19 protein-coding genes are annotated in these 17,745 nt (G+C 70.4%); 8 read left to right on the plus strand and 11 right to left on the minus strand.

The window, feature by feature from the left end:
* The first annotated feature begins 10 nt into the window (after positions 1-10).
* Positions 11-1,651, plus strand: a complete 1,641-nt coding sequence (locus ACIBGM_RS40450) for a phospho-sugar mutase (protein ID WP_396388564.1) — start codon at positions 11-13, stop codon at positions 1,649-1,651.
* A 98-nt stretch (positions 1,652-1,749) separates the two neighbouring features.
* On the opposite strand, the gene ACIBGM_RS40455 is transcribed toward ACIBGM_RS40450, so the two are convergent.
* The 4 genes from ACIBGM_RS40455 to ACIBGM_RS40470 all read right to left on the minus strand — a co-directional run bounded on the left by ACIBGM_RS40455 (position 1,750) and on the right by ACIBGM_RS40470 (position 4,894).
* Entirely contained in the window at positions 1,750-2,199 is a 450-nt protein-coding gene (locus tag ACIBGM_RS40455; RefSeq protein ID WP_396388565.1) for a hypothetical protein, read from the minus strand.
* Positions 2,200-2,367: 168 nt separating this feature from the next.
* A complete protein-coding gene (locus ACIBGM_RS40460) occupies positions 2,368-3,303 on the minus strand; it encodes a neutral zinc metallopeptidase (protein WP_360538190.1) in 936 nt (311 codons plus the stop codon).
* Positions 3,304-3,413: 110 nt separating this feature from the next.
* The gene (locus ACIBGM_RS40465; RefSeq protein ID WP_360538188.1) at positions 3,414-4,316 is read right to left on the minus strand and encodes an alpha/beta hydrolase-fold protein; all 903 of its coding nucleotides are present in this window, start codon (positions 4,314-4,316) and stop codon (positions 3,414-3,416) included.
* Between the two features lie 17 nt (positions 4,317-4,333).
* Positions 4,334-4,894, minus strand: coding sequence for a PH domain-containing protein (locus tag ACIBGM_RS40470; RefSeq protein ID WP_360538186.1), 561 nt, complete (start codon positions 4,892-4,894; stop codon positions 4,334-4,336).
* Between the two features lie 79 nt (positions 4,895-4,973).
* On the opposite strand from ACIBGM_RS40470, the gene deoC reads away from it, so the two are divergent.
* From deoC to ACIBGM_RS40490, 4 genes are read left to right on the plus strand one after another with little or no spacing between them, the layout of a single operon-like run.
* The gene (gene deoC / locus ACIBGM_RS40475) at positions 4,974-5,930 is read left to right on the plus strand and encodes a deoxyribose-phosphate aldolase (protein WP_360538184.1); all 957 of its coding nucleotides are present in this window, start codon (positions 4,974-4,976) and stop codon (positions 5,928-5,930) included.
* Between the two features lie 3 nt (positions 5,931-5,933).
* Positions 5,934-7,370 carry an aldehyde dehydrogenase family protein gene (locus ACIBGM_RS40480; protein ID WP_360538182.1) on the plus strand — a complete coding sequence of 479 codons (1,437 nt, stop codon included), beginning with the start codon at positions 5,934-5,936 and terminating at the stop codon, positions 7,368-7,370.
* A 19-nt stretch (positions 7,371-7,389) separates the two neighbouring features.
* Positions 7,390-8,235, plus strand: a complete 846-nt coding sequence (locus ACIBGM_RS40485) for an aldehyde dehydrogenase family protein (RefSeq protein ID WP_360538180.1) — start codon at positions 7,390-7,392, stop codon at positions 8,233-8,235.
* Positions 8,236-9,246: a S66 peptidase family protein gene (locus ACIBGM_RS40490; protein WP_360538178.1), complete on the plus strand. Its 1,011-nt coding sequence runs from the start codon at positions 8,236-8,238 to the stop codon at positions 9,244-9,246. It begins immediately after the preceding gene.
* Here ACIBGM_RS40490 and ACIBGM_RS40495 read toward each other — a convergent pair.
* Complete coding sequence (locus tag ACIBGM_RS40495; protein ID WP_360538176.1) at positions 9,243-9,470, minus strand: hypothetical protein; 228 nt, start codon at positions 9,468-9,470, stop codon at positions 9,243-9,245. The genes ACIBGM_RS40490 and ACIBGM_RS40495 overlap by 4 nt on opposite strands.
* Positions 9,471-9,572: 102 nt before the next feature.
* Complete coding sequence (locus ACIBGM_RS40500; protein WP_396388566.1) at positions 9,573-10,595, minus strand: serine/threonine-protein kinase; 1,023 nt, start codon at positions 10,593-10,595, stop codon at positions 9,573-9,575.
* Between the two features lie 55 nt (positions 10,596-10,650).
* On the opposite strand from ACIBGM_RS40500, the gene ACIBGM_RS40505 reads away from it, so the two are divergent.
* Positions 10,651-11,190, plus strand: a complete 540-nt coding sequence (locus tag ACIBGM_RS40505) for an RNA polymerase sigma factor (protein ID WP_360538172.1) — start codon at positions 10,651-10,653, stop codon at positions 11,188-11,190.
* 92 nt (positions 11,191-11,282) lie between these two features.
* Here ACIBGM_RS40505 and pepN read toward each other — a convergent pair whose 3' ends face one another.
* From pepN to ACIBGM_RS40520, 3 genes are read right to left on the minus strand one after another with little or no spacing between them, the layout of a single operon-like run.
* Entirely contained in the window at positions 11,283-13,718 is a 2,436-nt protein-coding gene (pepN, locus tag ACIBGM_RS40510; RefSeq protein ID WP_360538170.1) for an aminopeptidase N, read from the minus strand.
* 9 nt (positions 13,719-13,727) lie between these two features.
* A complete protein-coding gene (locus tag ACIBGM_RS40515; RefSeq protein ID WP_360538168.1) occupies positions 13,728-14,213 on the minus strand; it encodes a hypothetical protein in 486 nt (161 codons plus the stop codon).
* A 34-nt stretch (positions 14,214-14,247) separates the two neighbouring features.
* The gene (locus ACIBGM_RS40520) at positions 14,248-15,123 is read right to left on the minus strand and encodes a LysR family transcriptional regulator (RefSeq protein ID WP_360538166.1); all 876 of its coding nucleotides are present in this window, start codon (positions 15,121-15,123) and stop codon (positions 14,248-14,250) included.
* 82 nt (positions 15,124-15,205) lie between these two features.
* Here ACIBGM_RS40520 and ACIBGM_RS40525 point away from each other — a divergent pair, with 82 nt between their 5' ends.
* Positions 15,206-15,577 (plus strand): hypothetical protein, encoded by a 372-nt coding sequence (locus tag ACIBGM_RS40525; protein WP_360538164.1) that lies wholly within the window; start codon positions 15,206-15,208, stop codon positions 15,575-15,577.
* Here ACIBGM_RS40525 and ACIBGM_RS40530 read toward each other — a convergent pair.
* Both ACIBGM_RS40530 and ACIBGM_RS40535 read right to left on the minus strand, forming a co-directional pair.
* A complete protein-coding gene (locus tag ACIBGM_RS40530; RefSeq protein WP_360538162.1) occupies positions 15,507-15,974 on the minus strand; it encodes a YkvA family protein in 468 nt (155 codons plus the stop codon). The two genes, ACIBGM_RS40525 and ACIBGM_RS40530, sit on opposite strands and share 71 nt — an antisense overlap.
* 18 nt (positions 15,975-15,992) lie before the next feature.
* Positions 15,993-16,817 (minus strand): aldo/keto reductase, encoded by an 825-nt coding sequence (locus ACIBGM_RS40535; protein WP_360538160.1) that lies wholly within the window; start codon positions 16,815-16,817, stop codon positions 15,993-15,995.
* A 55-nt stretch (positions 16,818-16,872) separates the two neighbouring features.
* Here ACIBGM_RS40535 and ACIBGM_RS40540 point away from each other — a divergent pair.
* On the plus strand, positions 16,873-17,745 hold an 873-nt coding region (locus ACIBGM_RS40540; protein WP_396388567.1), incomplete at its 3' end, for a DUF5937 family protein.

Below are 17,745 nucleotides of genomic sequence, written 5' to 3' on the forward strand. Positions count from 1 at the left end.
TCTTGCGGTTGTGACCGTCAACGATGACCTCAGGACCGCCGCCGAAGCCTGGCTGAGCGAGGACCCCGACCCCGACACGCGCGCCGAGCTCCGGGCGCTGCTCGACGCCGGCGACGAGGCCGAGCTGGCCGACCGCTTCGCCGGCACCCTCGAGTTCGGTACGGCGGGGCTCCGCGGCGCCGTCGCCGCCGGGCCGAACCGGATGAACCGGGTCGTGGTCATCCGCGCCGCCGCCGGCCTCTGCGCCTACCTGAAGTCGAAAGGCCTGACCGACGGCCCGGTCCTGATCGGGTACGACGCCCGGCACAAGTCCGACGTGTTCGCGCAGGACACCGCCGCCGTGGTCCGCGGCGCCGGCCTGGACGCCGTGCTGCTGGACCGGCCGGCCCCGACGCCGGTGGTCGCCTTCGGAATCCGGCACCTGAAGGCCGTGGCCGGCGTGGTCGTCACCGCGTCACACAACCCGCCGCAGGACAACGGCTACAAGGTTTACCTGGGTGACGGGTCGCAGATCGTGCCGCCCGCGGACGCGGAGATCGCGGCCGCCATCGCCGCGGTCGGCCCACTGGACTCGGTGCCGCGCGGCGACGACTGGCAGACCACCGGCGACAAGCTGATCAACGCCTACCTGGACCGGATCGGCGAGCTGGTGCCGGCGGACGCGCCGCGCGAGCTGAACGTGGCCTATACACCGCTGCACGGCGTCGGCCGCTCGCTGGTGGAGGACGCGGTCGCCCGTGCCGGGTTCGCAGTACCGTCGGTGGTGGCGTCGCAGGCGGATCCGGATCCGGACTTCCCGACCGTGTCGTTCCCGAACCCGGAGGAGCCGGGCGCGATCGACGCCGCGCTGGAGCTGGCCCGGTCGATGGACGCGGACATCGCGGTGGCGAACGACCCGGACGCGGACCGGTGTGCGGTCGCCGTACCGGATGCCGTGGCCGACGGCGGCTGGCGGATGCTGCGCGGGGACGAGTTGGGCGGGTTGCTCGGCGAGTTCCTGCTGTCGTCCCGGCCCGAGGGCGTGGCGGCGTGCTCGATCGTGTCGTCGTCCCTGCTCGGCAAGATCGCGGCCTCGCACGGCGTCGAGTACGTCGAGACGCTGACCGGCTTCAAGTGGATCGGCCGGGTGCCGGGGCTGGTCTTCGGCTACGAGGAGGCGCTCGGGTACTGCGTCGACCCGGTGGCGGTGAAGGACAAGGACGGCGTGTCGACGCTGGTCCGGGTGCTGCAGCTGGCGGCCGAGGCGAAGTCCGAGGGGCGCACGCTGCTGGACCTGCTTGACGACCTGGCTGTGAAGCACGGCCTGCACGCCACCGACCAACTGTCGGTGCGGGTGGAGGACCTGTCGCTGATCGCGACCGCGATGGAGCGGCTGCGGGCCACTCCCCCGACGTCGCTGGGCAGTCACACGGTCGAGCGGGTGGACGACCTCAGCCAAGGCTCCGAAACCCTGCCGCCGACCGACGGCCTGCGCTACACGCTCTCCGAGGGCGCCAGGGTGGTGGTGCGCCCGTCCGGCACCGAGCCGAAGCTCAAGTGCTACCTGGAGGTCGTCATCCCGGTCACGAGCGACGTGGCGGCCGCCCGTGCGCAGGCGGCCCCGGACCTGGCCGCGGTCAAGCAGGCCCTGTCCGCAGCCCTGGGTCTTTAGAACGCACGAAACGTCAGCCGCTCGACCATCCAGGGTCAGCGGCTGACGTTCGACGTACCGGGAGCACCTGGCGGGTGGCTCCCCGGGACGGGGACGGCTCAGCGAGCGGCGGCGGCGGCTTCGGCTTCTTCGGCGCGGAGCGACGCCTGCAGCGACGAGTGCAGGATGCGCAGCGTGCTGGTCGACTGCATCAGCGCGTCGCGCTCGTCCGGGTTCCGGTTCGCCAGGTTGGAGATCTCGGTGATGCTCGCGTCGATCCGGGCGATCCGGTCCGCGACCGAGCCCTCCTGGCTGCTGGCCCGGCGGATCGCCTCGGACGTGACCGTCCAGACGTCTTCCTTGTCGTTGGTCCGCCGCGACATGTCGACCATCTGGCTCAGCGCCGCGAGGTCGTGGTCGACCTGGGTCCGCTCCACCGGCACGGTGATCCCCGCGGTCGCCTGACGCAGCCGGGTCACGTGACCGGACAGCTCGGACCAGCTGCACCTGCCGCTCTTGATCTTGTCCAGCACCTTGGCGTACTCGGTGTTGAACTCGTCGTAGTTCACTGTCCTTGACTCCTGCCGTGAGACTGCTCGACTCAGAACTGTAAGGCGTGCGAGCCCGAAACAAGTAACCACACGATCGCAGATCGTGCACGTGTCGGCAAAACGCAACAGCCGCCCGGTACGCCAACGCGTACCAGGCGGCCGAGTTACGTTAGAACGTCCAGCGGGTCAGGCGACGTAGGTCGACGACGCGTTGAACGTGTTGCAGTTGCCCGCGACGGTGTAGGTGTGCCGCGCGTTGAAGCCCGCGGTCGACCAGAACGCGTGGTTCTTCGGCGAGCCATGGTCGCGGACGCCGCCCGGCTGGTCGCCCATGTGGCTGATCAGGTAGTTGTACTGCGTGAGCAGGCCACCGGCCATCGGGTAGTACCGCTTGTTCGCGCCGACGTAGGCCGCGCCCAGGCAGGACGCCTGCAGCTCGCGGCGACGGCTCTCCTCTAGCCGCGCGGCGTTGGTGGTGAACGCCCGCTGACGCGTCCAGGACGCGTTCAGGATGCCGGTCAGGAACTGCACGTGGTGCCCGTACTCGTGCGACATCATCTGGGTCAGCCACGCCCGCGCGTAGGTCGGGTTCTGGCCCCAGGTCTTGATGATCTGCGCCGCCGGGACGTAGATGACACCGCCACGCCCGCTGCAGTAGTAGCCGGTGGTGTTGCTGACGGTCCCGCAGTCGGTGGCGATCAGCGTGCCGCTGTGCACGGACAGCTTCGGCTTCACCTTGTACGCCGCGCCGGCTGCCTTCAGCGGAACGGCCCACGCCGCGTACATGCACGTCCAGAGCTGGCTTGCGTACGACGCCACGCCCGCCTGCGTGCGCAGCGAGACGTTGACCTCCCGGCACTTCGACGGCGTGATCGCCGGGGTGCTGTAGAGCCGGTTGTAGCGGACGATGGTCGTCGGCGACGACGCCATGGTCGTCAGACCCTCACCCGCCGGCGGGTTGCCGGCCACCTGGTTCGGCGTCTCGGCCGGCTGCGGCAGGACCGGGTAGGGCGGGTTCGCGGCCGGGACGGCCTGCGCGTTCGGAAGTGCAAAGGCTGCGAGGGCGGTGGCGGCAGCGGCGCCGGCCAGACCACGCAAGGTGTTACGGGAGAGGTTGAGCATGATCTCCACTCTCGAGATTCAGGGACGTGTCGTGCACATCCTGGAGTGCGCAGGGGGCCATCCCAGGCTGAACACGGGCTCTGACGCCGCGAACCCGACCGGAGTTCCCGCTAATCGGCGACTCTGGTGCCGAGGAACCGCAGCTGGTCCGGCAGCATGCGTCGCCAGTAGCCGGCCGTGTGCGCGCCCAACTGGACGCCGCCGGTCGCCCCGAGCTCGGTCCGCAGGTCCTCTGCGGCCTCGGCGAACGGGTCGTCCCGGCCGCAGTCGATGCGCACGGCAACATCCCGGAACCCGCTCCTGCGGCCGAACACCTGACTGGTCTCGAAGTCGGCCGGGTCGTCGAACGCACCGGGCGTGGTGTCCTCGTAGCGATGCCAGAGCGCCGGACTGAGAGCGCCGACTGCGACCGCCCGAGTGGCCGGCCGGACACGTCGTTGCCAGTAGTGCAGCGCGACCCACAGCAGCGCGCCGTACCCGCCCATCGACCAGCCGAGCAGGCCGTAGCGCGTGGTGTCGAGGCCGAGTTTCGCCAGCAGGGGCAGGAATTCCTGGTCGAGCATGAACCCGGGATCCTCGCCACCGGCCCGGCGATGCCAGTAGGTCTCCCGCCCGCCGTCCACCGTCGCCAAAGCGAAGGGCGGCGTACCGGCTTGGACGGCGGCAGTCAGGTAGCGGTCGATGCCGAGTTCGTTGACCGCCGACGTGTGGTCGCCGCCACGCCCGTGCAGCACAAGTACGACGGGAAGCGCTGCGGACGGCCCGTAGCCGTCGGGGTAGATGACGCTGTAGCCGACCGTCGTACGGCGTCCGAACGACTCGAAGGTGCCCGACTCGACCGGCCCGCCGGGCACATCGGGTACGACGCCGTCCGGCCCGGTCAGCCCGAGTACGTCGTGCACGCGAGCGCGACCGGGGACGACACCGGTCTCCATCGCGGCCACGCCGGCTACTCCGGTGATCGCGGCGGCCACGCCGGTGCGGATCAGAGTGCGACGGGACAGCGACGGCATCGGCAGCCCCGCTTCGGCTAGCGGAGCACGGCGGCCACTGCGGCGACGACCGCCAGCGCAGCCACGATGGCCAGTTCAGGACGGGCCCAGGAGGTGACGATCTCACCCTCGGCCTTCTTGCCGTACTGCTCCAGGTGGGTCTCGATCCGCTCCACCACGAAGTCGGCGCGGGAGATCGAACTGTCGTCGGACAGTTTCCGGCCGCCGACGCGCTGCTTGCGGAGGTCGCGCATGACGACCTGGACGCCGGGCGCCCGGAAGCGGTTGTCGGCGGTGTGCACGCGGAGGATGTCGGTGACGTCGACGCCGGTGACCTTGTTCCACGGGATCGTGTGGTCGCGCAGGTGGTTACGCAGCAGGATGTTCTCGGGGCTGAGGGTGACCGACGGCCGGACCAGGCCGACGTACGCGAGCATCATCAGCAGGCCGATCACGGCGGCGACCAGCAGACCGGTCACGGTCCGCCACTCCAGCACGATGTCGAGCAGCCCGGCCGCGCCGATCACCATCACGATCACCCCGGTGATCCGGTTCGACGTGGACAGGTACTGCTCGCGTTCCGACGGCTTCTGCTTCACCCGCACAACGTAACCAACGACCGGTCACCGACCCCACAGCGAGGCATGGATCGTGACCTGCAGGGCCTAGACTGCCGGGGTGACCACACTCGACAGCGGCGTCGACTCGTTGGCCGACGTGACCTCGTCCGAGGACCGGCTGCGCCGGTTCCTGCTCGGCCTGCCGGGCGTCGACCAGGTCGGCGCCGAGGCCAGGGCCGCCACGCTGAGCACCCGGTCGATCAAGACCACCGCCAAGGCGTACGCGCTGGACCTGGCGATCCGGATGATCGACCTGACCACGCTGGAGGGCCAGGACACCCCCGGCAAGGTCCGGGCGCTGTGTGCGAAGGCGCGCCGGCCCGACCCGGCCGACCCGAGCACCCCGCAGGTCGCCGCGGTCTGCGTCTACCCGGACCTGGTGGCGACGGCGAAGCAGGAGCTGCAGGGCTCGGGGATCAACGTGGCGAGTGTCGCAACCGCCTTCCCCAGCGGGCGTTCCAGCCTGGCGATCAAGGTCCAGGACACCAAGGACGCGGTCGCCGCGGGCGCCGACGAGGTCGACATGGTGATCGACCGCGGCGCCTTCCTGTCCGGGCGGTACGCGATGGTGTTCGACGAGATCACCGCGATCCGAGAGGCGGCCGGCGACGCGCATCTGAAGGTGATCCTGGAGACCGGCGAGCTGGTCACCTACGACAACGTCCGGCGGGCGTCCTGGCTGGCGATGCTGGCCGGCGCGGACTTCATCAAGACGTCGACCGGCAAGGTGTCCCCGGCGGCCACGCTGCCGGTGACGCTGATCATGCTCGAGGCGGTCCGCGACTACCACGAGGCCACCGGCCTGCACATCGGCGTCAAGCCGGCCGGCGGCATCCGGACCGCGAAGGACGCGATCAAGTACCTGGTCACGGTCAACGAGACGGCCGGACCGGACTGGCTGGACCCGGAGCTGTTCCGCTTCGGCGCGTCCAGCCTGCTGAACGACCTGCTGATGCAACGCACCAAGCTGGCCACCGGGCACTACCCCGGCCCCGACTACTTCACGCTGGACTGAGGCATGAGCAGATTCGAGTACGCACCGGCTCCCGAGTCACGGGCCATCGTCGACATCAAGTCGTCGTACGGGCTCTTCGTCAACGGCCAGTTCGTCGAGGCGACGGACGGGAAGCCGTTCAAGACCGTCAGCCCGTCGTCGGAGGAGGTGCTCGCCGAGGTCAGCGAGGCCGGGCCGGCCGACATCGACAAGGCAGTCAAGGCGGCCCGTCGAGCGTTCGACCGGGTCTGGGGGCCGATGGCCGGCCGGGACCGGGCGAAGTACCTGTTCCGGATCGCCCGGCTGATCCAGGAGCGTTCCCGGGAGCTGGCCGTGCTGGAGTCGCTCGACAACGGCAAGCCGATCCGGGAGTCCCGCGACGTCGACATCCCGCTGGTGGCCGCGCACTTCTTCTACTACGCGGGCTGGGCGGACAAGCTCGAGTACGCCGGCGCCGGCGAGGACCCGCAGCCGCTGGGGGTCGCCGGCCAGGTGATCCCGTGGAACTTCCCGATGCTGATGCTGGCCTGGAAGATCGCGCCGGCGCTGGCAGCCGGCAACACCGTCGTACTGAAGCCTGCCGAGACGACTCCGCTGACGGCGCTGGCCTTCGCGGAGATCTGCCAGCAGGCCGACCTGCCGCCCGGTGTGGTGAACATCGTCACCGGCGCCGGCCGCACCGGCCAGGCATTGGTCGAGCACCCGGACGTGGACAAGGTCGCGTTCACCGGGTCGACCGAGGTCGGCCGCTCGATCGCCAAAGCGGTGGCCGGTTCCGACAAGAAGGTGACGCTGGAGCTCGGCGGCAAGGCGGCCAACATCGTCTTCGAGGACGCGCCGATCGACCAGACCATCGAGGGCATCGTCAACGGCATCTTCTTCAACCAGGGCCACGTCTGCTGCGCCGGATCGCGGCTGCTGGTCCAGGAGAGCGTGTACGACGAGGTGCTGGCCCGGCTGAAGCGCCGGATGAGCACGCTGCGGGTCGGCGACCCGCTGGACAAGAACACCGACATCGGCGCGATCAACTCCTCGGCCCAGCTGGCCAAGATCCGCGAGCTGTCCCAGATCGGCGAGGACGAGGGCGCCGAGCGCTGGTCGCCGGAGTGCGAGCTGCCGGCCGAGGGCTACTGGTTCCCGCCGACCGTCTTCACCGGGGTGTCGCAGGCGCACCGGATCGCCCGCGAGGAGATCTTCGGCCCGGTGCTGTCGGTGCTGACCTTCCGGACCCCGGCCGAGGCGGTGGAGAAGGCGAACAACACCCCGTTCGGGCTGTCCGCCGGGATCTGGACCGACAAGGGTTCCCGGATCCTGTGGATGGCGAACCAGCTGCGCGCCGGCGTGGTCTGGGCGAACACGTTCAACCGCTTCGACCCGACCTCGCCGTTCGGCGGCTACAAGGAGTCGGGCTACGGCCGCGAGGGCGGTCGCCACGGTCTGGAGGCCTACCTTGCCCACTAAGGACAGTCAGAGGCTCGCGGTGCGGAAGACCTACAAGCTGTACATCGGCGGCGCGTTCCCGCGCAGCGAGTCCGGACGGTCGTACGTCGTGAACGACGCCAAGGGCCGGTTCCTCGCGAACGCCTCCCAGGCCTCCCGCAAGGACGCCCGGGACGCGGTCGTCGCGGCCCGCAAGGCGTTCGGCGGCTGGTCCGGCAAGACGGCGTACAACCGCGGCCAGGTGCTGTACCGGATCGCCGAGGTGATGGAGGGGCGGCACGACCAGTTCAGCTCCGAGGTCGCCGCGTCCGAGGGCCTGTCGGCGGCGAAGGCGCGCGCGGTCGTGGACGCGTCGATCGACCGCTGGGTCTGGTACGCGGGCTGGGCCGACAAGCTCGCCCAGGTGGTCGGGTCCAGCAACCCGGTGGCCGGCCCGTACTTCGACTTCTCGTTGCCTGAGGCAACCGGCGTGGTCGCGGTGCTGGCGCCGCAGGACTCCAGCCTGCTCGGGCTGACCAGCGTGATCGCGCCAGCGATCGTCTCCGGCAACACGGTCGTCGCGGTCTCGTCGTACGAGCGCCCGTTGCCGGCTGTCACGCTCGGCGAGGTGATGGCGACCTCCGACCTGCCGGGCGGCGTGGTCAACCTGCTGACCGGGTCCGCATCGGAGATCGGCCCGTGGCTGGCGTCGCACCTGGACGTCAACGCGATCGACCTGTGCGGGATCGAGGACGCCGACGAGGCCCGGGACCTGGAGGCCGCCGCGGCGGAGAACCTCAAGCGGGTACGGCGTCCTGTCGAGGAGGACTGGCCGGAGTCTCCGGGGCTGTCGCGGCTCACGCAGTACCTGGAGCTGAAGACCGTCTGGCACCCGATCGGGGTCTGAATGGTCCAGCCAGGTGACCGGGTCGCGATCGTCTCGCCGTCCGGTGGGTTGCCGGAGATCTTCCCGGCGCCGTACGAGCTCGGGCTGGAGCGGCTGCGCTCCTGGGACCTGGAGCCGGTCGAGTACCCGACGACGCGCAAGCTCGGGACGACACCGCAGCAGCGGGCGGCCGATCTGCATGCGGCCTGGTCGGACCCGTCGATCCGCGCGGTGATCGCGACGATCGGCGGATCCGACCAGCTCACCGTGCTGAAGCATCTCGATCCCGAGGTGTTCCGCGCGAACCCGAAGCCGTTCTTCGGGTACAGCGACAACACGAATCTGCTCAACTTCCTGTATTTCCACGGGTTGCCGGCGTACCACGGCGGCAGCGTGATGGTGCAGTTCGGCCGCGGTGGCGCGATGCATCCGGACAGCGAGCGCTCGCTCCGGGCGGCACTGTTCACGCCCGGCGACTTCGACCTGACCCCGGCGACCGGCTGGACCGACCACGACCGCGACTGGGCGGACGCATCGCTGCTGGAGACCGAGCCGGAACTGTTCGACGGCACCGGGTGGACGTGGAGCGGCTCGGAGGCGGTCAGTGGGCGGTTGTGGGGTGGCTGCGTGGAGATCCTCGACTGGCAGCTCGCCGCGAACCGGTGGATGCGGCCGGTTTCGGAGTACGACGGGGTGCTGTTCCTGGAGACCAGCGAGGAGATGCCGACGGCGGAACAGCTGTACCGGATCCTCCGCAACTTCGGTGAGCGCGGCCTGCTGGAGCGCTTCGACGCGGTCCTCTGGGGACGCCCGAAGTCCTGGGCGCTCGACCACCACACGACCCCGTCCGAAGCCGTCGCCTACGTCACCGGCCAGTACCTCGCAGTCGACCGCGCCCTCGCCGAGTACAACCCGTCCGCCGTCGTGGTGAAGGGCCTCGACATCGGCCACACCGACCCACAACTGATCCTCCCGTACGGCGGCCAGGTCAGCATCGACCCGGCCGCGCAACGGATCACGGTGACGTACTAGTAGCCGTCGACCTCACTGGTCGACGCGTTGCCGCCGATGGTGGGCTTGAGGCTGATTCTCCAGCCCTGGTTGGCGGAGAACGGCTGGTCGAACTTCTGGAAGCTGCACGACTTGGTGAACTGCCGGGTCTTGCCGTTCCAGGCGGTGCCGGACTTGAAGTAGAGGACGTAGCCGCCGCGGATGCCCTTGACACTGGCCTCCTGGCCGGCCCGGACGTAGGTCATGATCTGCGGCGACGCCGGGCGCGGCGCGACCGGACTTGAGCCGTACGAACAGCGACGGGAGACTACTCTAAGCAGTCAGACGACGCGCCGCAGACCCTCGTCTCAGCGTCCGAACAGGTACCAGCCGCCGACGCCGGCGAGGACGAAGACGATCGGAAGGGTCAGCAGGAACAGGGCTCGGCCGCGGCGGCTGCGCCGTACCGGAGGGGCGTCCGTCGCGACCGTGGTTGGGAGGTCGTCGTCGTCGCTGATGTGGGTGCGCTCCATCGCGCGCAGCGGCGCCTCCTGCTCGAGCCGGTACGCCTCTGCTTCCAACCGCTCGGCGAGGGTGTCAGCGCGCTCCCAACGGTCGGTGACGTGGTACGCGAGCGCCCGGGACATGACGTCGTCCAGCGGCCCGACCGCGTCGTGCAGCGTCGACCGCAGGCTCGGTGGCGGCAGGTCGGGGTCGCGGTTGAGCACGTCGCTGATCGAGCCGGCCGAGTACGGCGGATGCCCGGTGAGCAGCGCATACGTCACCGCGCCGACTGCGTAGATGTCCGCCCGCTCGTCGAACCCACCGTCGCCCCGGCCCTGCTCGGGCGCCATGTACGACGGCGTACCGACGGCCTGGGTCAGTCCAGAGGCTTCCGCAGCCCGCTTGGCCAGGCCGAGGTCGGCCAGCACGATTCGATGAGTGCCGCCGCCGGACTCGTCGCCCTGGTTGGGCCGGAGCAGCAGGTTCGCCGGGGTGACATCGCGGTGTACGACGCCCTCGCCGTGCAGAGCCGAGACCGCGCGGGCCAGGTCGGCGCCCCACCACAACGCCTCGGCCGGTTCCAGCGGCCCGAGCCGCAGTACGTCGGCCAGCGTCCCGCCGCCGATGTAGTCCATCACGAAGTACGGACGACCGTCGTCGAGCTTGCCGAGGTCGAACACCCGGACCACCCGGTCGCTGGCGATCCGGCGCATCAACCGCGCCTCGGACAGGAACCGCTCCCGCACGTCGGCGCGCGACGCCCAGTTGTCGGCGAGGACCTTGACCGCCACGTCGACGTCGAGGTCGTCGTCGTACCCCCGCCAGACCGTCGCGAACGCGCCCGCGCCGATCTTGCCCTGCAGCCGGTACCTCCCGATGACATCCATCCGGGTTATTGTCGATCACAGCCGGGCCGTCAGGCGAACACCACTCTGGGGGAGCATGAACGAGGAGTTGGAGCAACTCGCGGCACGCGCCGCGACGGGGGACCAGTCGGTGGTGCCGGAACTGTTGCAGGCGATCCGTCCGCAGGTGCAGCGGCGGGTGGCCAAGTTCCTGCCGTACCACGAGGACGCCGAGGAGGCGGTCCAGGACACCCTGCTTCAGGTGGCGAACAAGATCCACACGTTCAAGGGCACCGGCAGCTTCGCGGGCTGGGTGACGATCGTGGCCACCAACCAGGCCCGGCAGACCTACCGTTCGCTCAAGCGGCGGTCGGTGGAGCAGTCCGCCGAGGTGCTGCCGGAGGCCGTCGACCCGCGCACGACCTCGGTGATCGCCGGTTCACGGCTGGACCTGCTGGAGGCCCTGGAGAGCCTGGAGTCCAGCCATCCGCAGCTCGTCCAGCCACTGGTCCTGCGCGACCTCGGCGCGCTCTCGTACGCCGAGATCGCCGACGAGCTCGACGTCCCACTGGGCACGGTCAAGGCCCGGATCCACCAGGCCCGGAAGGCCGTCGCCGAGCGGCTCACCGTTCACTGAAACACCCATCCAGGCCTACGAACATCAAGCGCTCGCCTATCCAGCGCATTCGGTGACTGCTCGGGCTCGGGGCGACACTCTGCGTAGTCAGGCTAACCGAAGGTTCGGCGAACTGCGACCGCCTTCCGGAGGTTGTCGGCGAAGTCGGCGGTCTGCCGCCGGATGCCGGAGGCAACCGTCTCGTCCGCGGCCAGCGCCTCGGCCCGGGCCAGCAGCTCCGGCTCGATCACGAACTCCGGCATGATCCGCTGCGCGGCGAGCGCCACCACCATGCCGGACCTGATCTCGGCGGTTCGGTGGATGTCGGCGAAGAACCGGTCCACGTACGGCGCGGTGACCCCAGCCTGACCGGGATGCCAGAAGCCCTCGGCCGCGGCCAGCAGTTCCTTCACGCCGATCGCCGGATCGGTCATGATCCGCGTCCAGGCGGCCTCCTTGCCGTCCGCCAGCGCCGACCGGCAGCGGGCCGCGTGGTTGACGCCTTCGGTCGACGTGTCGCGGGCCAGCTCGGCGTCGATCTCGGCGCTGCCGAACGCGTCCAGCCGAACGAGCCGCAGCACCAGTGCCCAGCGCAGATCGGCGTCGATGTCGAGGCCAGGTGGGACCTGCTTGCCGTCGAGCCACGCCTGCAGGAGGTCGGCGTCGTCGCTGGTCGCGATGAAGCCGCGCACGGTCGCGAGCTGCAGGCTGCTGCCCGGCTCGGTCGTCGCGAGCTTGTTGCTCAGGGCATCCACGACGACGGCACGTGACTCGTCGTACGGAAGGTAGCCGCCGAGCACCCGATCCTGCAGCCAGCGCACCAGCGAGCCGACCGCGATATCGCTGTCCTCGTGCTGGATCGCGGTGGCGAAGAGCTCGAGCGCCTTCCGCGGATCCAGCTCGGCGTCGGCGGTGGCGTCGCGGACCGAGTTCCAGATCACTGCGCGGGTGGCGCCGTCGGCGATCGCGGGCAGGACAGCGGGCAGGTTGGCCAGGCTGGTCGCGTCGAGCCGGATCTTCGCCCAGGTGTCGTCGCCGGCGTCCGGCACGACCACCTGATTGCTCAGGGCAACTTCCATGGAGTCGCCGTCCACCATGACGTCGACGGTGGCGGACGCGCCGCTCTCGTCGTACCCGCGGACACTCAGCTTGTGCGGCCGGCGGGACCCGTCCGGGCTGGTGCGGCGCAGGACGACGCCGGCCGGCGTGCGCTCGACCGTGATGGTGTCCAGGCCGGAGGTCCGCAACCACTGGCCGGACCAACTGTCCAGGTCGCGGGCGCCTGCCTCGTTCAGCTTGGCGATGAACTCGTGCAGGTCAGCGTTGCCGTACTCGTGCGCCTCCAGGTGGGCGTTGACGCCCTTGAGGAACACGTCGTCGCCGAGGTACTTCGCGAGCTGCTTGAGCACCGCGGCGCCCTTGGCGTACGAGATGCCGTCGAAGTCGTCCAGCGACTGCCGCGCGTCCTTCAGGCTGTCCGGCGCGACCGGATGGGTCGAGCTGCTCTGGTCGGTCTGCATCCCCCACCACTTGCGGACGAAGCCGAAGTCGGTCCAGTTGCCGCGGTAGTCGGTGGCCCCCTCGGACACCCGGTGCGCCATGTACTCGGCGAACGACTCGTTCAGCCACAGGTCGTTCCACCACTTCATCGTGACCAGGTCGCCGAACCACATGTGCGCCATCTCGTGCACGACGATCCGGGCCCGGGTGCTGCGCTCGGCATCGGTCACGTTGCTACGGAAGACCAGGTAGTCCGCGAACGTGACGCAGCCCGGGTTCTCCATCGCGCCGAGGTTGAAGTCCGGCACGAACACCTGCCAGTACTCGCCGAACGGGTACCGCCGCCGGAACATCCGGTGGTACTCGCCGAACGCCTGCCCGGTGGTCCGGAACAGGTCGGCCGCGTCCCGCTCCAGGTGCTCCTTCAGCGACTGCCGGCAGGCGAGCCCGAGCGGGATCCCGTCGTACTCGCTGCGGACCAGGTGGTACGGCCCGGCCACGATCGTGACGAAGTACGACGACAGCGGCTTGGTCTCGGCGAGCTCCCACATCCCCGGCGCGACCTGCGTGGCCGCGCCGTTGCCCAGCACAACCCAGTCTTCCGGCGTCTTCACCGTCACCGTGTACGGCGCCTTGAGGTCGGGCTGGTCGAAGCACGGGTAGTACCGGGGCGCCGACTCGAGCGACGACATCCCGTACGTGTAGACACGCCCGTCGGCCGCGTCGACAGACCGCACCAGGCCCTCGCCGTCCACGGAGTACTTCATTTCGGCAGTCACCACGAGGTCGTTCTCGTCGCGCAGACCGCTCAGCGGGAACCGGCCCTCCGCGAGCAGGCCGACGTCGAGCGCGCCGCCGTTCAACTCGACCGCGAGCAGCCGCTCGGGCTTCACGTCCACCCAGGTCGAGTCGCTCGTCGCTCCGAATCGGATCCGGCTCGTGGTGACGAACGTGTCACCGGTCCCGGTCAGGTCGAAGTCGACGTGGTACGACCGGACTACAAGTTCTCCCGCCCGTTGCCGGGCCTCTTCAACAGTCAGCGCGCGCATGCCTGCACGCTACCCAAGGCCACCAGCCAGCTTGGTCCGCACGGCCTGCGCCCGAGCCCGGTCCCGCTCGTCGAGCGCCTCGTCCGCGGCCATCGCATCCAGCACACCCGCCAGCCGCGCCCCCGGATCAGCAGGTACGGCGGCCGCCGCCAGCAGAGCCGTCGCCCGCACGTCCGCATCCCCGGTGCCTTCGAGCACGCCCGCGATCAACTCCGCGTCCTCGGCCTCGGCCAGACTCGTCATCACGTTCAACGCGCTCAGGTGATCGAAGGCCGCCCGCATCTCCCCGTCGCCGGCAACCGGCGGCCCCGACAACACCTGCCGGGCGACCTGCCGCACCTCGCCGCCGAGCGGCTCCAGCGGATTCCCTCCCGACAGCCGCGTGTACGACGCGGCCACCTGGTACATGTTCAACGCTCTGCAGACCGTCGCGACGTTCTCACTGTGCAGCAAGGCGCTGAACGCCTGCAGGGGAATCGCCTCGTCCGCGTTCATACCCGAACGCTAGTCGGCGGAGCCGGTCCGGGCGCTAGCGGGTTGCTGCGGCATGCAGGTGGGTCGCCAGCAGGTGGGCGGACTCGGGGGCGTTCGCCGCGTAGCAGAGCAGGTGGGCCCGGGTGGACCACGAGTCCTGCAGCGGGCAGATCTCCACGGCGGTGTTGGCGTCGACGGCCCGGCGCGGGACGATCGCCAGACCGACGCCCGCGGTGGCGAGGGTGATCAGGGTATGCAGGGTGGGGACGAGCGTCCGGTAGCGCGGAGCCGGGGCGTGCGGACCCAAGCGGTCGTCCATCCACTGGGTGAGCGGTGAGCCGCGGTCGAGGCCGACCAGGGGGTGTTCGGCGACCTCGGCGTACGCGATCGAGGTGCGGCCGGACAGGACGCCGCCGGCCTGGCCGATCACGACCAGGGAGTCGTCGGCGAGCGTTTCGGTGCGCAGGCTGGTGGGCTCGTCGTCCAGGATGACGCCGAGGTCGGCCTCCCCGGAAGCGAGCAGGCGGACGCTCCGGATCGTCCGCCGTTCGCTCACGTTCACGTCGTACTCGGGATGGTCGCGCAGGAAGGTGGCGAGCGCGGCGGGCACGAGCTGGTGCATCGCGGAACCGCCGGCGACCAGGCGGATCGGCGCGGTCCGGGAGACGGCGTACGACGCGACCGCACTGTCGAGCCGGGTTGTCTCGGCGAGAACTTCGCGAGCGTGCCGGGCCAGCGTGGCGCCCGCCGGGGTGAGCCGGACGCCGCGGCGCTCGCGGATCAGCAGCGGTACGCCGGCCTGCGCCTCGAGCGCCCTGACCCGCGCGCTCGCCGAAGGCAGACTCAGGTGCATCACCCGCGCGCCGGCGGTGATCGAGCCCTCTGCCGCCACATGCGTGAACAGTCGGAGGTCGTCCAGGTCGTACCGCATGAGTCCAGCCTACGTCTCAGCCTTAGGCTGGCTACGGGGATCGCGCATTGTGGAGCGTCGGCCGAGCCGTGATCCTCGAAGGGTGCTGATGATCCTCCTGGCCGGTGTCGCAGCCGGCGCGCTCAACGCCGTCGGCAGCGGCGGGAGCGTCGTGGCAAACCGGGCTCAGCTCGCGATGGCCTATCAGGCTTGCGAAGTCGCCGATCTCGCCCGGTCGGCGGTGACGCTGGACGACCCGGCCGAGGCGGTCGCTCAGGCCGAGCTCGTGCTGGCGGCCGCCCATCAGCTCCTCGCCGCGGCCACCCGGCTCACCGAGTCGGGGCCGCCCTCAGATCCGTTGCAGCTGTTCGCCTACGAGCATCCGGAAGAGGCGGCTGCCGACATCACGGCTTGGCTCGCTGCTGATCCCGCTCGTGACGAAGGTAGAGGCCCGTCGCGGTCGACACGCTCGTGAGCAACCACACCGCGACACCCGCGTCGTCGGCGATCCCGAGCAGCGGCAGCAACTCCGGCAGCACATCGATCGGCGAGATCAGGTACACCACAGCCAGCCCCCACAGCGCCATCCGGCTGGTGGGCAACCCGGGATAGTCGCCGCGCCGCGCGGCACGCAGCAGCCGCGGCAGCGCACGAGCCCGCTCGAACACGTCCCCGATCGGCTCCGGCTCACCGCGCTCCGCCCGCCGGCGCTTCAGCCGCCGACGCCGTACGACGCCCAGCCCGGCCACCGCGGCCCCGACGACCAGCAGGCCCACGCCGATCCCGACCGCCGGCAACCCACCGATGTCGCCGTCGCGAAACACCAGTGTCGCCAGCCCGATCAGGCCGAGCAGTCCACCGAAGAACACCATCCATCAACTGTAGAGGCGTCAGCCGTTATAGGCCTCGAGCCGCGTCGTCTGGTCCGCCGTCAGCCGCACGTCGGCGGCGGCGACGTTCTCGGCCAAGTGCGCTTCGGAGCTCGTGCCCGGGATGGGCACCACGACCGGTGACCTGTGCAGGAGCCAGGCCAGCGACAGCTGCGCCGCGGTGGCGCCGGTCTCGGCCGCGATCTCCGCCAGCACCCGCGATCCGGCGTGCTCGCCGAGCGCGATCGGGACCCACGGGATGAAGGCGATTCCCTCGGTGGTGCAGTACTCCAGCACGGGTTCGTGCCCGCGATCGGTCAGGTTGTAGCGGTTCTGCACGCTGACGACCTCGACGTGCCGACGGGCTTCCCGCAACTCGTCCACAGTCACCTCGGACAGGCCGACGTACCGCACCTTGCCCTCGGCCACGAGCTGCGCCAGCGCGCCGAGCTGGTCGGCGAGCGGGACCGCCGGATCCACGCGATGCAACTGCAGCAGGTCGATCCGCTCGACCCGCAGGCGGCGGAGGCTGAGCTCGGCCGCTTGCCTCAGGTACTCCGGCCGGCCCAACGGAATCCACTCGCGCGGCGAGGGCCGGGTGTGCCCGATCTTGGTCGCGATCACCACGTCGCCGTACGGGTGCAGGGCTTCGGCGAGGAGCTCCTCGTTGGCCCCGATCCCGTACGCGTCGGCGGTGTCGATGAAGTCGACGCCCAGCTCGACCGCCCGCCGGGCGACGCGGATCGCGTCCGCCCGGTCGGCCGCCGGCCGGTAGCCGGTCAGCCGCATCGCGCCGAAGCCGAGTCGATGAATGTCCAGGTCGCCGATCTTGAGTCGCATCGTCATGTCCGCAACCCTCGGACCGCCGGCCCGCCGACTGAATTGATTTAGGCTGAGCTGAATGCTGACGATCACCTTCACCGTGGCCGACCTGGCCCGGACCCGGATCGCGGTGTCGCCGCTGTGGGAGGTGGCCGCGAGCATCCGGCTGCTCAGGACCCGGCGGCCGGACCGCTTCCACGACCGCTGGGCGCGCGCGGCCCGGGAGCGGATCGCGGGCGCCGACCTCGGGTTGCTCTTCGATCTCGTCGATCCGGACGTCTGGTACATCCCGGACTTCCTCACCCCGGCGCCGCACAGTCCGTTCTCCGATCTCGACACGGATCTCGGCGCCCTGCGGCGGGTCCCGGCCGACCAGGTCCGTGCCGATCTCGACGTACTCGCGTATGCGCGCAGCCATCCGCTCGGCTCGCTGGCGGAGGCACAACTCCCCCGGCAGTTGCCGAGGGCCAACGATTTGCCTTCGGCGGCTGTTGCAGAGCTGTACGCCGACCCAGCGGCCGGGATCGCCTTGCTTGCCGAGCAGCTGCAGACGTATTGGGACCTGGCGATCGCGCCGCACTGGGGGCGGATTCGGGCTTTGCTGGAAGACGATCTGCGGTATCGCGGCCGGCAACTCGGGCTGGCCGGACCGGCCGGGTTGTTCGACGACCTCGCCGAGTCGGTGCGGTGGCGCGGCGACTCGCTGCACATCAGGCACCGACGATTCCAGGGCGTACGGCGGCTGGCCGGCGAAGGACTGTTGCTGACGCCGTCGGCGTTCGTCTGGCCGACGGTGTACTCGAGCACGATCCCGCCGTGGCAGCCGACGCTGACCTACCCGGCGCGGGGGGGGGGGGGGGGGGGGGGGGGGGCCCCCCCCCCCCCCCCCCCGGGGGGGGGGGGGGGGGGGGGGGGGGGGCGGCGCGCGGGAGAGCCCCCCCCCCCCCCCCCC

Source organism: Kribbella sp. NPDC050470 (genome assembly GCF_044458365.1).
In the GTDB taxonomy this organism is placed as follows: domain Bacteria; phylum Actinomycetota; class Actinomycetes; order Propionibacteriales; family Kribbellaceae; genus Kribbella.